General features: G+C 40.9%; 15 protein-coding genes. 3 read left to right on the top strand and 12 right to left on the bottom strand.

The features are described 5' to 3' along the window. Nucleotides 1-16 precede the first annotated feature (16 nt). Both AC4E8D_RS05170 and AC4E8D_RS05165 read left to right on the top strand, forming a co-directional pair. A complete protein-coding gene (locus tag AC4E8D_RS05170) occupies nt 17-943 on the top strand; it encodes a DUF2268 domain-containing putative Zn-dependent protease (protein ID WP_405131495.1) in 927 nt (308 codons plus the stop codon). Then, complete coding sequence (locus AC4E8D_RS05165) at nt 918-1,706, top strand: MerR family transcriptional regulator (protein ID WP_405131494.1); 789 nt, start codon at nt 918-920, stop codon at nt 1,704-1,706. The genes AC4E8D_RS05170 and AC4E8D_RS05165 overlap by 26 nt, the downstream gene beginning before the upstream one ends. Nucleotides 1,707-1,853: 147 nt before the next feature. Here the strand turns inward: AC4E8D_RS05165 and AC4E8D_RS05160 are convergent, their stop codons facing one another. From AC4E8D_RS05160 to AC4E8D_RS05125, 8 genes are all read right to left on the bottom strand, one after another. Further along, nucleotides 1,854-2,453, bottom strand: a complete 600-nt coding sequence (locus tag AC4E8D_RS05160; protein ID WP_221818900.1) for a hypothetical protein — start codon at nt 2,451-2,453, stop codon at nt 1,854-1,856. 453 nt (nt 2,454-2,906) lie between these two features. After that, nucleotides 2,907-5,351 carry a DEAD/DEAH box helicase family protein gene (locus tag AC4E8D_RS05155; RefSeq protein ID WP_490205934.1) on the bottom strand — a complete coding sequence of 815 codons (2,445 nt, stop codon included), beginning with the start codon at nt 5,349-5,351 and terminating at the stop codon, nt 2,907-2,909. After that, complete coding sequence (locus AC4E8D_RS05150; protein WP_105405575.1) at nt 5,335-5,661, bottom strand: nucleoside triphosphate pyrophosphohydrolase; 327 nt, start codon at nt 5,659-5,661, stop codon at nt 5,335-5,337. The genes AC4E8D_RS05155 and AC4E8D_RS05150 overlap by 17 nt, the downstream gene beginning before the upstream one ends. A gap of 226 nt (nt 5,662-5,887) precedes the next feature. After that, a complete protein-coding gene (locus AC4E8D_RS05145) occupies nt 5,888-6,385 on the bottom strand; it encodes a hypothetical protein (RefSeq protein WP_221818898.1) in 498 nt (165 codons plus the stop codon). Nucleotides 6,386-6,432: 47 nt separating this feature from the next. Further along, the gene (locus tag AC4E8D_RS05140; protein WP_221818897.1) at nt 6,433-6,882 is read right to left on the bottom strand and encodes a hypothetical protein; all 450 of its coding nucleotides are present in this window, start codon (nt 6,880-6,882) and stop codon (nt 6,433-6,435) included. Between the two features lie 95 nt (nt 6,883-6,977). Continuing rightward, nucleotides 6,978-7,289, bottom strand: a complete 312-nt coding sequence (locus AC4E8D_RS05135) for a hypothetical protein (protein WP_221818896.1) — start codon at nt 7,287-7,289, stop codon at nt 6,978-6,980. Nucleotides 7,290-7,301: 12 nt separating this feature from the next. Next, the gene (locus AC4E8D_RS05130) at nt 7,302-8,417 is read right to left on the bottom strand and encodes a WXG100 family type VII secretion target (RefSeq protein ID WP_221818895.1); all 1,116 of its coding nucleotides are present in this window, start codon (nt 8,415-8,417) and stop codon (nt 7,302-7,304) included. A 565-nt stretch (nt 8,418-8,982) separates the two neighbouring features. Then, complete coding sequence (locus AC4E8D_RS05125; RefSeq protein WP_221818894.1) at nt 8,983-9,510, bottom strand: HEPN domain-containing protein; 528 nt, start codon at nt 9,508-9,510, stop codon at nt 8,983-8,985. 141 nt (nt 9,511-9,651) lie between these two features. On the opposite strand from AC4E8D_RS05125, the gene AC4E8D_RS05120 reads away from it, so the two are divergent. After that, nucleotides 9,652-9,993: a helix-turn-helix domain-containing protein gene (locus AC4E8D_RS05120; protein ID WP_076253421.1), complete on the top strand. Its 342-nt coding sequence runs from the start codon at nt 9,652-9,654 to the stop codon at nt 9,991-9,993. An 80-nt stretch (nt 9,994-10,073) separates the two neighbouring features. On the opposite strand, the gene AC4E8D_RS05115 is transcribed toward AC4E8D_RS05120, so the two are convergent. The 4 genes from AC4E8D_RS05115 to AC4E8D_RS05100 all read right to left on the bottom strand — a co-directional run bounded on the left by AC4E8D_RS05115 (nt 10,074) and on the right by AC4E8D_RS05100 (nt 13,332). Further along, entirely contained in the window at nt 10,074-10,808 is a 735-nt protein-coding gene (locus tag AC4E8D_RS05115; protein ID WP_221818893.1) for a restriction endonuclease, read from the bottom strand. A gap of 403 nt (nt 10,809-11,211) precedes the next feature. After that, nucleotides 11,212-11,631, bottom strand: coding sequence for a hypothetical protein (locus AC4E8D_RS05110; protein WP_405131491.1), 420 nt, complete (start codon nt 11,629-11,631; stop codon nt 11,212-11,214). Between the two features lie 158 nt (nt 11,632-11,789). Then, the gene (locus tag AC4E8D_RS05105) at nt 11,790-12,170 is read right to left on the bottom strand and encodes a hypothetical protein (RefSeq protein ID WP_221818891.1); all 381 of its coding nucleotides are present in this window, start codon (nt 12,168-12,170) and stop codon (nt 11,790-11,792) included. Nucleotides 12,171-12,204: 34 nt separating this feature from the next. Then, nucleotides 12,205-13,332, bottom strand: a complete 1,128-nt coding sequence (locus AC4E8D_RS05100; RefSeq protein WP_339182294.1) for a hypothetical protein — start codon at nt 13,330-13,332, stop codon at nt 12,205-12,207. Nucleotides 13,333-13,424: the final 92 nt, after the last annotated feature.

Below are 13,424 nucleotides of genomic sequence, written 5' to 3'. Positions count from 1 at the left end.
GAAGGAGAGATTAAGGATGAAGATTACCGCTTTTCGCTCAGATCAAATCTATGAGGAGATCATCCAGGCTGCACCCGATGAGAAATTGGAGTTATACCGCGATCGAATGATGAGTCCATTCATGAACAAATGGAACATTCAACAAATCCCGTTTCGCTCTCAAGAGCCTCACGGCTTCGACGTGATTATGTTGAATAACTTTATGAATATCGCTCCAGCAGATATCACACCTGAGATTAACGAATCGTTAGCAGCGATCTCGTCTGAAGCATTTTGGCAACAGTGTCATGAAGCTGTTCGTACGAGTCTATCGACCTTTACAGATCACGGGATTGAGCTATCGGTCTCCGAATATCTATATACGATTTTATTAGGCGACAAGAACAGTCCTTCACTCACCATGAACGAAGGTATTAGCGGAGACGGTGGAATCCCGGGTTATATTATTGCGAACCTGATCCCCAATGGGTATACTCTACCTCGTATGCAATCCGTGTTAGCCCATGAATGCAATCATAATGTGAGATATCAATATATCCAGTGGAGTCCACAGATTACGCTTGGGGAGATGGTGGTTAGCGAGGGGTTGGCCGAGAGTTTTGCGACATCCCTGTATGGAGAGGAGTTGCTAGGCCCATGGGTAGCCAAAACGGAACTGGAGACTTTGAATAACGTTATCAAGCCAAAAATGAAAGACCAGCTGCATGTCACCGGTTTTGACCAGATCAATCCGTATCTATACGGCGATGAACTTGCCATCATGCAAAATTTCACGCCCGTAGGTATGCCCTATGCGGCTGGCTATGCCTGCGGTTATCACTTAATTCAATATTATCTGCACAAAACAGGTACACCGATTACCAAAGCAACCATCACTCCGGCAAGTGTCATCCTTGCTGAAACAAAGGACTTTTGGAATGAAGACACCCTATTTCACCGTTAAAGATATCATTCAGATTACCGGCATCACCAAGCGCGCATTACATTATTACGATAAAACGGATCTATTGAAACCGAGCAAAGTCGAAGACAATGGCTATCGGTATTACGATCAAGAGGCACTGGGGAATCTGCAAATAATTCTTCTGTTCAAAGAAATGAATTTCTCCTTAAAAGACATTGCAGCCATGATGCAACTTTCCAAAGAAGAACAAAAAGATATTCTGAGAGAACATCGCAGTACACTCGTTCAACGCAAACAAAAGCTCGAAACCATCATCGACCAGTTGGACGAGTATGTGGATGGGAAAGATATCTCTCATCTTCATCTGTTTGACGACTCTTCCATTTTGTCTATCGAAGAGCAGTATCAATCTGAGGCAAAGTTTGTGTATGGAGACACCGAGAAATATCAGGAATTTGAAGCTAATGTGAGCGAGCTGTCTGCGGAAGAGCAAGAAAAAGCCTACCAGCAGTTCTCGATCAACATGGAGCAGGTATTTCGGGAATTGGCGAAGCATCAGGATCGGTCCCCTGCTTCTCGTGAGGTCCAAGCGTTAGTGCGTGAATGGAAGGGTTGTCTGGAACAATTTATGGTCTGTGATGATGAGATTCTGAGGTGTATTGCAGAAGCCTATACGACCGATCGCCGCTATGCGGGTTATTTTGATCAGTTTGGTGATGGGGATTTTTTGAGGTTTTTGTATCAGGCGATTATGGTCCATGTGGAGGGTGGGGTCATATCAACTGTGAAAGATGTTAGATGACCTCCGAAAGAACGCACAGAAAAAACACGGAACAATTGTAATATAAACTTAACGCCCAATTATGTAGATGATGTATCTAACAAACCCATGGCTAGAGCACCTTAGCCATGGGTTTGTTGATGAATATTTTAATTTCTAGAAATGTTTTTATCTGAATTCACCAACTAGATCAACTCCGTCAAATGTAGCCTTTGGATAATAATAAACAAACATAGGTAGGCCTGTGAATGAATCAGACTTATTTAAGGTAAGGAAATCCACTTTGCCAGACGATGTCTGGCTTACTGTATTGTTATAGATTTTACCTATTGCTCCAGTTTCAAAATTTACAATACCTACACAATCAATTTTAACTTCTGCTCGGATGTTTCTTTTTATGCCAGCTGTGTCCCATGCGTCCATATAGAAATTCCAGCTATTTTTACCGAATCCGTTATCGTATTCTACATAACCAGTTAAAGCTAATGTTTTATTGTTACCTGTGAAAAATTTCTTTGAGACCGAAAAGACTGATACGTCCCCTTTATTTTGAATATATGTTATATTATTGTTTAAAGCTGAGTTTTCTTTTAAATATTGTGTATCTTCGTCAGAAAATGGTTCGTTCACTTCATACTTATCTAGTATATTTTGTATTTTTAAGGCTGTATCTTCCTCACCTGTACTTGCGTGGGCTGAATTAGTAAAAAGAACGGAAATGGATATTGAAACTAAGAATAATGTCAATAACATACTGATCTTCTTCACTTTAAATACCTCCTAAAAATTATTATGAAAGGGGTTTCGACAATGCACATTGTGTGGAATAATATTCTTATTCTCGTTGTTAGCCTTCTTATCTTAGCTGGACTAGTTTCTGGCACAATCTACTTTTTAATAAAAAATAGGTCTAAATAGTTCACCTCCTTATGACGATACCACTTCCATATATTATATATTATTCAATAAATTATAATAAAACCCTCTTTTAATATTAATAATATCTAATCTTTTTATATTGATATATTTGTTGTTCGATCTCTCTGCAATTATTAGACAGTTTCCCTATTCGAATAATATAAGTGAACTACAAAAAGTTAATTTCAAGTAAGCAAAAAGCGTACCGCTATTCCACTGGTACGCTTTTTGTTTTTTCTTCTTGGTAAATTTTTATTTGCCAAATAAAATTTCAATTTGACTGACTGTATAAGAGCTTCTTCTCTACTTACCTTTCCCCCGCTCAAAATACGCATGCAAACGATACTGACAAATCTCCTTCGTCCAACGATACAGTAGCGCCTTTTCCTCCGCATCCTTCACCTGCACATTCAGCGAGAACACGCCTTCCTCGAATCGTGTCATGCTGCCCTTCGCCCCACTCCACATAGACATCGGCATGTCGATAATCAGTTTCTCAATCCGTGTTGCCGTTCTCTCATTCCATTCCCAGAGCGCAAGCTTGTCCTTGTCCGAAAAGTCCTTCCGTTTCCGGTACTCCTTCTCCGTCAGATACGTATGGAAGAACCTTGCCATCTCCCCCGGTGTGATCGGGTCCATCCAGTACGCTTCGCCTCGCTCCAACATGTACAGCAGCATGATCATCTTATAGCTTTTGTTCATGAGTGTCTTCTCCACATCACGCAGCCACGCCTCATGCCGAACGTACACCTCTCCCTCAGCCGGGGACAGCAGCTCCGCCCAATAGAGAAACCCAACATAGGAGCCAAATTCGTTCCGGTACCCGATACTCTTCGAACGCCCCATGAGATGCAGCCCCAGATACGTCGGAATACGCCCCAGTTCTCGCTTCACATCCAGAAAATCCTGATGCAACTTCTCGCGGCGCGGCAGCCGTTTGCGGCTTAGCTCCTGAAGCAGGTTCACTACCCGGGTCTCCAGATGAATCCCGCAGTTGTCTGGAACTTCCGGCACAGCCGAATCCCGGTCTTTCGCGGTTCCCTCCAGCTCCCCGCGCACATCCAGCAGACTCAATTTCACATCCGCATTTCGGTAGTTTCCGATCAGGTCGATGATGACACAATGTGATTTGCCTTCCGCCAGCCGTAGGCCGCGCCCTACCTGCTGGGTAAACACGGTGAGTGACTCCGTTGGACGCACAAAGAGAAGCGTGTCTACACGCGGTATATCCGTTCCTTCATTGAACAGATCCACCGTCAACACAACCTCCAGTTCACCCGCATCAAGCTGGCGAATGGCTTCCTCCCGGGACATCTCCGATGTGCGCGAATGTAGACTGAGCACCTTCACCCCCTGACTGCGAAAATACGCAGCCAAATAGTCCGCCTGCCGGATCGAGGAGCAAAAGCCAATCGTTCTAGTCTGCTTGTGCCGCCGCCAGGCTTCATAAATGGTCTCCACATGCTCCTCTTGCAACTGAACAGCCATAAGCTGTTCTTCATCATACTTCGTCCCGATCCAACGAATCTGCGAGTAGTCCGTATCGTCGAATACTCCGTAATATTGAAATGGAGCCAACCAACCCCTCCGGATCGCTTCAATAAAGTGCATCTGGTACGCCACATTCCCATCACAGAGCGCATACACATCCTTGCCATCCAGTCGATCCGGGGTAGCCGTGATGCCCAACAAGAACTTAGGCTGAAAATGCTCAATCACCGACATATACGTCTTCGCCGCCGCATGATGAAATTCGACCACCACGATCAGATCAAATGCATCGACAGCAAACACATCCCGGTGCTTCTGCATACTCAGCGTAAAGATCGAAGCATACACACAATCCGCGGTTCCATCCTTATACTGCCCGTTGTAAATCCCATGAGTACGATCCGGCATGATCCGTTGAAAGGACTTCTTCGCCTGGAACAGAATCTCTTCCCGATGCGCCACAAACAACACCCGCTGGAACCGCTGGGCTAAGAAACCCGCCAGATACGTTTTACCAAGCCCGGTCGCCATGACGACCATCGCTTTGTCGTACTGCTCCTCCATCGTGCCATGGAGTGCTTCAAGCGCATCCAACTGCGCCAAACGCGGCTGGATCGGCACAAGCGACAGCTCGGCGTCTTCTTCCTCTTTGTCCTCAGGTAGACCTGTGCCAAAATCCGCTTCTTCCATCTCCGTGATCCGCTGGATCATCTCCGGGTTCTTCTGGTGATACTTTCGGTACTCTTCTTCATACAGCGCAATCGAATCCGGGTTCACCGGCAGAGTTGTCTCGTGGTAGAAGCTCTGCATGAACTTATCCAAAGCCATCTGGAACGTATACGGCTCCGCCTCCGCATTCATCGCCAGATTCCATTCATATCCCGTCCTCAGCGCAGTGAACGAAAAGTTCGATGAACCGACGATCAGCAGCCCTTCCCCGTTGTCGTGATCGAACAGATAAGCTTTCGGGTGAAAAGAAGTGCCCATACTTCGCCACAGCCGTGTCTCGATTCGTGGATCAACCTCACACAGCGCCCGCAATCCTTCTGGCTGTGTTATGTACAGATAATCTCCTGCGAGCATCCGTACTTCTGCCCCACGCTCCGCCGCCCGCTTTAAGTGCGGGGCCAGCAGTCTCACCCCTGACTGCATAATAAAGGACGTCATAATATAAATCCCGGATGCATGCTGCATCCGGGCAATCAGTTCGTCTGCCAAGTTATCTGTAATGAGTTTAACGTTAAGCTTCGTCGACATCGATCAGATACACTCTCTCCTGGAATCCACCGCGTGCCTCAGCCTTGTCCGCCCGTAGCTTATCCAATTGCGCCGCATTCGCTCCATGCACCTCAGCCAGCGCCCGGATCACTTCGAGCATGTCGGCCAGTTCTTCTAGCGCTTCCTGATCGCTTCCTGCACTCATGTATTCTTCCGATTCTTCTTGCAGCTTTGTTCTTAGTTCTTGCTTATACTCCTCCGGGTCCAGAATGCGTGTCCGGCATTCCTTACCACTGGATGTGATAATATGCGGAATCTTGTCCCGCACCAATTTGTTGTATGTAGGCATGTGGTATAACATCCTTTCTGCTGTGAGAGCCTTCGAGCCTTGCGCAAGAATCTCCCTTTTTGCCATTATACCATTTGCTATGGGGAGGGATGGGTGATTTTGTAAAGTAGTGGATTGGATTGAGGAGATAAAAATAGCCCATGACTACTCGTATTCGAGTTGAAATGGGCTTTCTGCCATTATTAATGTCTAATTATTTTGCAACAAACTCTGGTTCAGAAGGATTCTAAGCCAACAGTTTTGAGACAATAGCATTCATATTCGTTGTTTCTTTATCAATCTCAACCAAACAAGTGTCATCATCCATAGCTGGTTCATAACCGATTCTAACTTTTTCAATTGCATACTTCTTCATAATATCAAGAATATACTCTATTAACTTCTGAGCATTTAACGTTGTCTCTGAATTTTCTCCGCTGAACAACTCCTCTTCAGGAAAATTCATAACGATATCTCCAGATTCCTCATCGAATGAAAATACAATCATCACGTCGTTAAAGGTATGACCCAGGTAAAGCTGAGACAATAATATATTCCCCGTTCCCTTAGGAGAAAGAATCTCTTCAAGGCTCTCTATTTGCTGAAATTCAATATCGTTTTCACTACGGTTATCATAAAAGTGAGAACTTTTGATATGATCCAACTGAATGTTCAAATCATTCTTAATGAATCGATCTAGATTATTTTTGTTAAAATCAATCAAAATAATTTCTAAACTTTCCATATCCAAACCTTCTTACATCATATAATTCTTTCATTTTCCCAATGTTTTCAATTCGGTATTGTAGGCGGATGTAGTTGCTTATGTTCCAACTCAAACCATTGCTCAATATGGTTACATAACAATGGGATGTCTTGAAGCGCTTGCTCACAGATTTCTTTATATGAATCTTGAAGCACTTCTTCAAGTTCCAAATTCACCTGATATGCCTCAGTTTGTTTCGCATGGTATACATCAGCAGGCTCAATGACATAATTTTTATTTTTGGTTAAAGGACTTACATAGATCGTCCACTCAAGGTTACCCTTAAAGTGCTGAATACAATGCTTTAATTCCTCGTAAAGCTGATCAGCGTTATGGAATCTAAAACAAAAACCCGCAGGTTTCTCATATATCCGATTCGGATTATACATCTCTGTTCTATTCCATTCATACGAACCTAATTTGGCCAAGGTATACGCCATAAGTTCCGGTGCAAGCACCTCTTCTTTTTTCTTCATATAAATACTTTTTGACACCATGCCACCCACTTTAGAATCCGTTTATTCATTTGTTGAAAACTATGTTTTCCTGATTACTTTCAATGATCTTATTATTAATCCTCCATTGATTGGATCGCATATTCTATGTCTTGCTCCATATCCAGATCAGGATACTTCTTTTGCAATTGAAGAAGACAATCTATAAATGCTCGACTTTGGAATTCAGAAGATAGATCTTCATATATCTCACTGAGCCAATATAAATCTTCTTCTCCGCATTGATTTAGAAATGATATGGCACTCTGCTCATTCTCTTTTAGAATGTCTACCATCTCATTCCATATCGTTTGAATAGCTGGATCGTCGGGATGTAAATCTTTTCTCTTCTTTACTAATGAGATAACTTTTTCACTGTAGTCTACCATGGTTTGTTCTCCTCACGGTTGTCTTGAGTTATCTGGAGTAATCGTTCCGATCTGTCCATCGTTCTTGATTACGCCTACTCTAACGTCATTATAGTTTCCAAACATCCATTCACCGTCACCCTTAACTCTATTCTCAGGCAGATTTGCTACATGCTCACCTGACTTTTTAATATCTTCCGATGTCCACTCCTTAGGGAACCATGCTTGGCCCTCTCCACTTCGCTTTGCTTTATTTTTGTGATTAGGTATATTACCAACCCGTACACCGTTTTCATATTCTTTAGTAATGTTAAAGGCGATCTTATTTTTAAGTAAGTAGTTAATATTATCTTGACCGTGACCACCATTGATCAATCTATTTTTAGAATTAAAATCTCCAAGTGAAGCATGGTGAATTCTTTCATTACTTACTGTAATTCTTCCACCAATCATACCTTTTGGGAATCCTAATCCTTCTTTTGGAACCTTATAACTCCTATTATACGTTCCTGTAAAAGCCAACACGAGCTTAGCAGTCTGTAAACCTCCTATAGAAACTGCTGCTTGCCAAGCCGGTATGGATTCTCCAGTTACGGGATGATGACCTTCCATAAATGCACTAATCTGTTCATCATATATATCCCCACCGCCAGACTCCGGTTGCTTCGGTCCAGCTCTCATTTCTTCATAGGTGCCACCCTGTTCCCAATACTTAACAAACTCTTTTTGCCCTGGCATCCCATCCTCTGCTTCACTTGCAGGCATGTTAACTCCAAACAAAGGATTATATACCATTCGCCTTTGTTCTTCTGTGTTACCTGTATTATGGTTCATCATTGTATGGGCAGCAATCTGTCCAGTAACGGCTCCCAAGCTCACCTGTTCCTGATCTGCTTGGTCGAATCTCTCGGCAATCGCCATTAGATCCTGAGAGGACTTCACCATACTTTCCAGTGCTCGATCCAGTACAGGACGTGAATGATGAAAATCATAGAAAAATCGTTCCTGCGTTGCTCCCGCCCACTGAGATTGGATGAATCCGATCCGTGCAGTCAGGTCATTACGTATTCCTTCCAACTGCTGCCTGCCCTGCTCAATCTGTTTAGATACATGCAGCAACTCCTCCGGTGTTACTTTAATTGTACTCATATCATTCTCCGCGTTTGAAATAGGATTTTACCATGTTAGCAGAAGCTTGATGCACATACATCCTTCCAACATTCTGATTTTTCCTTTCTCACCATAACAATATTTCCAACAACGTACTTCATAGGTCCTAATTTAAAGGAAATCTTCTTAATCTCTTTATTTAATAGAAAACAATCCATAAACACACCAGCGGGCACGCCGTCAACAAGGCCGCTGTAAAACTGATCTGTGCCGCGACTCGTCCTCCGGTAAACTCTTGCCGTGAAAAGAACATCCAGATCGAGAGGTACGTAGCGCCTAGTGGGAATGAAATTATCCCGCTAAACGTACTCGGTTCCATATACCCAGTCATCATGCTTTTACCAATTAGGATTAGAGTAACCAATTCCAATATAGATAATATGAAAAACGCGATAGCAATTACTCTTTTCAAAATGTACACCTACTTTCCAGACGCAAAGCAAAGAGCATCCTCTGTATTCTCTGCATCATACATCCTTCATTTGGATGATTTCATCTTGTAAGCGTAACACAGATAAATCAAACATTTAACCCAAATGATCAATTAAAAAAACATCTTCCCTGATGAATCATCCTTCAATCGAGTGGTTAACTCGTCCAATATCTCTTCTGTTCGTTGAAGAAGCTTTTCGACGTTGTTTAGTTGTATGGGTTGGTCATACGGGTAATCTGCTAGGGATGACATATGTTGCATCGTACCGATGAACAAAGCGATATCCAATCCGGGTTCAGTGTCTGTATGCACTAAAGGCAAGATTTCGTTCATGGTGAGTTCCTTGGGTAGATGTACTGAGTGATACTTATAGATATATAGCGCCTTGATCATGAAGGTTAAAGCCCAATCGCAGAGAATGAGGCAGGCTTTGAACTGATTGTGATTACTCATGATGGTGGCAAGTTTGAGATGATACTTAGCATGTTGGTGATAGTCCAATATTGTAGTATGTAGCATGTGATAAGCAGGAGTTTGTTTGGATCTAGGTTGTGTGGAGATATCATGGTCTTGCGAACGTGGAGTAAAATCTACTTGGTGATTACAATGTGCTTCGGTTATGGACCAATTTCTTGCCATTGTCATCCCTCCAAAGAGTTAATACCAGTATTATACAATAAATTAATACTTATAGTAATCAAATAAATTATTTGTATTCTTCGTTTGGTGTTTACCTTGAGAAAACTTGTCTACACTTTTGAACATAGAGAGGTGAATACCATGAACGAAGACAGAGAAGTTTTGAAGCTGGTCGGAGCCAGAATTCGCGCACTACGCAAAGAAAGAGGGTATTCACAGGAATCCCTCGGAGAAAAAGGTGGATTTCATTTTTCATACATAGGACAGATCGAACGTGGAGAAAAGAATGTTTCTTTGGTGAACCTGGCAAAGATCGCTGAGTCACTTGAAGTAAACTTAATACAGCTTTTCGCTTATGTAGACGAGGATTTTCATTTCACAGAGTCAGAAGTAGTTATACAGGAGATTTTAGAAATGTTAAGAGATGCCTCCCCTGACAGTATTCAACTAACCAAAAATGTGATACGAGAAATATTAAAGTGATCTTGAACATAAAAATAACAAAGGCAAGGCAGCTTACAAGCTGCTTCGCCTTTGTTTCACCGTCATTTTATTGAGGTCATTCAGATAGCTTTCGTTCTTCTACAAGTAGGGTAGCTACTACATCCCCAAAATTCCGCCCCAGCTTTATTCTTACGTTTAACCATTAAAGAACCACAACTACATTTGATATTAGATAATGTCTTAGATGACGCTTGCTCGTTCTTAATCGGTGCAATTTTCATTTTTCTATTGGATGGCACCCATTTACCCCAACTGCGAAGCTTGCTGTCTACTAAACCACCGTGCCAATAATCCACTTTGAATTGATCGGCTTCTTTTCTTGCTGGACCCGTAAGATCAGATGTGGTCACGATTAGAGACAAAATACAGTCATGATTCCTTTTCGCACCTACCAGCTCACGAACAGTCATTACTTGCACCTTATTATGATCGGCATAACATTTGGCTTGGACTGCTGTTTTTTCACCGCGCTTATCCGTAATAACCAGATCTACTCCTCCATCTTTACCCCCAACGCCAACTTCTTTTACGGTATAACCGTTGTCTCTAAAATAGAGTGTAAGTAAACGTTCGAACTCTGCTCCGGTCATTTTATCTAGTGGTAAAGTTAGAATCACTTCGTCTGATCTACACGTAGAGGAAGCACGATTAAATCTACTACTCACAGTTTTTTTAGTAGTCTGTTTCTTCCGTGGGTTGGACTTTTTTCTTTTTTTCTTTTTAGAAGGCTGTAATAGTCCAGCAACAACTGATAATGTAACAACACCAATAACGAGCCATATTATTTCATTCATTCACTTATTCTCCTTAGAACTTATAAAAATATAACCGATTTACCTTTTTAATGGCTTTCATACTTTTAGCAATACGAAGTATAGTTTTTTCGTTTTCATCAAAAAAATCTTTTGATACTTTAACGTAGTAGTTGTATTCAATTTCATCATCAGACATCCAGGATAACTAATACTGAAGCTGAAGCTGCTGTTTTGATATGTGGTCCACTCCACATTGCTTTTCTCATTTTTCAACACTCTCATATGTACTTGACTCAGTAGTTATAGTATTTTCTTTGTTAGTCAGATCGTTACTAGAATCACAGCCTGTAATAACTATGATCAACATTATGACAAATAAATGCTTCATCGTTTTATTTTCCTATTCAATCAGCTGTATAGCAGTAATTTCATTTCTTCAGAATTAAGGAAGTCTAATAAAGAAGCGTTTTCCGAAACCCAATGTAGAAGTTGTTTCTGTTCCAAGCTCCATTTTAAAAATTGAAACAAATATTAGATCTTGTTGCGTAGTAACGCCACTTACAACTGAGCTCCCAAACAAATTGATCCCTGCACTAACCCATTCATTATCTGACTCTTCTACTGAAGAGTTTACGACCCACTTAACAAAATCGTCTTTGCTTGGATTTGTCACGGCAAGCAAAATCAATATAAATCCAATTAAGATCCAAAATTTATAATTTCCACTTTTATTACTTGAGTAATGTACTTCATCACTTTCCATGTCTTTATCACCTTCCTTATTTATCTTAATTTCTACATATAAGTCTAATGGACTAGATAATTGAAAGAGAATCAGGCTTATAGAATCATTATCAAGCATTAATCCACTTATTTCCACTACTTTTCAAACAAAACACCTTATCTAACAATAAGCCCTTACTTTTGCTATTCATACAATACACTTATCAACCCCTACTAACAAAACTTGGTTAAATAAAAAACCTTGAAAGGCATTTGCCCTGCAAGGTTTAGATAATTCTACTTTTCTTTCTCGTAGAAGCGAACAATCTCATCCGGTGTTTGTGCTTCTAAGACGATCTGATTCTTTTCAAATACAATGACATGTGGATAAGTTTGGATCTCGAAAATCTCCTCGAAATTATACTGTTGCTTCTCACTAATATCAATATAGCTCACATTCGCAATAGGATTATCTGTTCTCAAGTTCTCATTGATGAATTGGAGATCCTTTTGCAAATCTATGATGTAGGAACGCTCAGATGGCTTATCTCCAAAAACGATGACAGTCACATCATTGGTTTGATTCTTCACAAGATAATCTATTGCCTTTTCTCGATCATTTGAACTGCAACCAGTAATCAATGTAACTAGCAATGCCAAAAGCAAGAGTTTCTTCATATTTCCTCCTTAGAGCTAAAGCTCGTTAAGGTAATTATTGAACTTTAGCAGTTATATCATGTGTGTAAGTATCTGTAAATGTAGTCCATTGAGCAGGCTTATTGCCAAAGGAATAAAATGCTCCGATTTTAACATATACGCCTGCTTGAATTTTCACATTCTTACCTTTACCTGTAATGCTTGTGACACCTTGTATTGTATATTTATCTAGGTCTCTACCACTTGAATTTTGAAGCGGAATGGACATACTTTTTAGATCCCATCTAGCAGGGTTTCCCTCATTACTTGTGTTACTCGAACCAATAGGGATCTGGATTTCAGTTCCTATTCCTGCATAGGATATAGCAATTGGAATGGAGCGCTGACTCGACGTCTTAACAATAGGTCTGGTGTATGCAATAGCATATGTCGAATTAACATCGTAAGATTCATAACGAGTTAAAATCGTATGGATGTCGGATTGTTTCTTAATGAGCTGACCTGTACTCCCATTCGGTGCTTTCCAAGTTGCCAGATTAGAAAACAAAGGTTGGAATTTAATTTGCATGTTATTATCGTTATTTGACATCAAATTCGTTGTATTCCACTGTACGTTCGAGAACGTATATTTACCGTATTTAGACGACTTAACAACAGGCAAATTAGCAGCAGCCATTGGTCCGATCACAGAAGGAACTTCTCTTGGCTGTTCATTAGTCTGAATTCCTTCATGCATCTCCTTTAAAGAAATCCATTCATTATTATTGAAATGAATAAAGGTCTCATCAGGAAATTCATTTCCCTCTGAAGTGGATGTAATAATAATGTCTCCGTTAGCGTTCTCCTTCTGATCGTAACCTAACTTCAATACAAAAGATTTACCATTTTGCAACATCCCACTAGCAGAAATTAAAGTTGTATTCGATTCGTTATCATAGTTCATTTCATAAGCAATATCAGTCACATTTAAAATTTCTTCTCCTGTATCCAAAACCATGGATAAGCTATTATCTGACAACAGTTCCACGTTTAAATGATCATACTGTTTAATTTTATCATACGTTTCATTGTTATATTCATATACATTCTTTATTGTAAATTGATCATCAGTTGCAGCATATGTTGACTTAGGAAACAGAGTAACAAGCAAAATCACAGCCAAAAACATTATACTTTTTCTCATTGGATAAACCTCCTGAAAAATAAAAAATACAGAAACTCTCTAATTTTGTATGCTGGCCAGCTTAAGAGAATCTTAGCCCACATTTGAAATTC

It is taken from the genome of Paenibacillus sp. SRL342 (assembly GCF_984798905.1).
This window is presented reverse-complemented; position numbering and strand designations above follow the sequence as displayed.

Bases quoted from the DNA above. Each gene is read 5' to 3' on its own strand.
- AC4E8D_RS05170 (WP_405131495.1), top strand. From the start codon at position 17: ATGAAGATTACCGCTTTTCGCTCAGATCAAATCTATGAGGAGATCATC.
- AC4E8D_RS05165 (WP_405131494.1), top strand. From the start codon at position 918: ATGAAGACACCCTATTTCACCGTTAAAGATATCATTCAGATTACCGGC.
- AC4E8D_RS05155 (WP_490205934.1), bottom strand. From the start codon at position 5,351: ATGTCGACGAAGCTTAACGTTAAACTCATTACAGATAACTTGGCAGAC.
- AC4E8D_RS05150 (WP_105405575.1), bottom strand. From the start codon at position 5,661: ATGCCTACATACAACAAATTGGTGCGGGACAAGATTCCGCATATTATC.
- AC4E8D_RS05145 (WP_221818898.1), bottom strand. From the start codon at position 6,385: ATGGAAAGTTTAGAAATTATTTTGATTGATTTTAACAAAAATAATCTA.
- AC4E8D_RS05140 (WP_221818897.1), bottom strand. From the start codon at position 6,882: ATGAAGAAAAAAGAAGAGGTGCTTGCACCGGAACTTATGGCGTATACC.
- AC4E8D_RS05135 (WP_221818896.1), bottom strand. From the start codon at position 7,289: ATGGTAGACTACAGTGAAAAAGTTATCTCATTAGTAAAGAAGAGAAAA.
- AC4E8D_RS05130 (WP_221818895.1), bottom strand. From the start codon at position 8,417: ATGAGTACAATTAAAGTAACACCGGAGGAGTTGCTGCATGTATCTAAA.
- AC4E8D_RS05125 (WP_221818894.1), bottom strand. From the start codon at position 9,510: ATGGCAAGAAATTGGTCCATAACCGAAGCACATTGTAATCACCAAGTA.
- AC4E8D_RS05120 (WP_076253421.1), top strand. From the start codon at position 9,652: ATGAACGAAGACAGAGAAGTTTTGAAGCTGGTCGGAGCCAGAATTCGC.
- AC4E8D_RS05115 (WP_221818893.1), bottom strand. From the start codon at position 10,808: ATGAATGAAATAATATGGCTCGTTATTGGTGTTGTTACATTATCAGTT.
- AC4E8D_RS05110 (WP_405131491.1), bottom strand. From the start codon at position 11,631: ATGCTTGATAATGATTCTATAAGCCTGATTCTCTTTCAATTATCTAGT.
- AC4E8D_RS05105 (WP_221818891.1), bottom strand. From the start codon at position 12,170: ATGAAGAAACTCTTGCTTTTGGCATTGCTAGTTACATTGATTACTGGT.
- AC4E8D_RS05100 (WP_339182294.1), bottom strand. From the start codon at position 13,332: ATGAGAAAAAGTATAATGTTTTTGGCTGTGATTTTGCTTGTTACTCTG.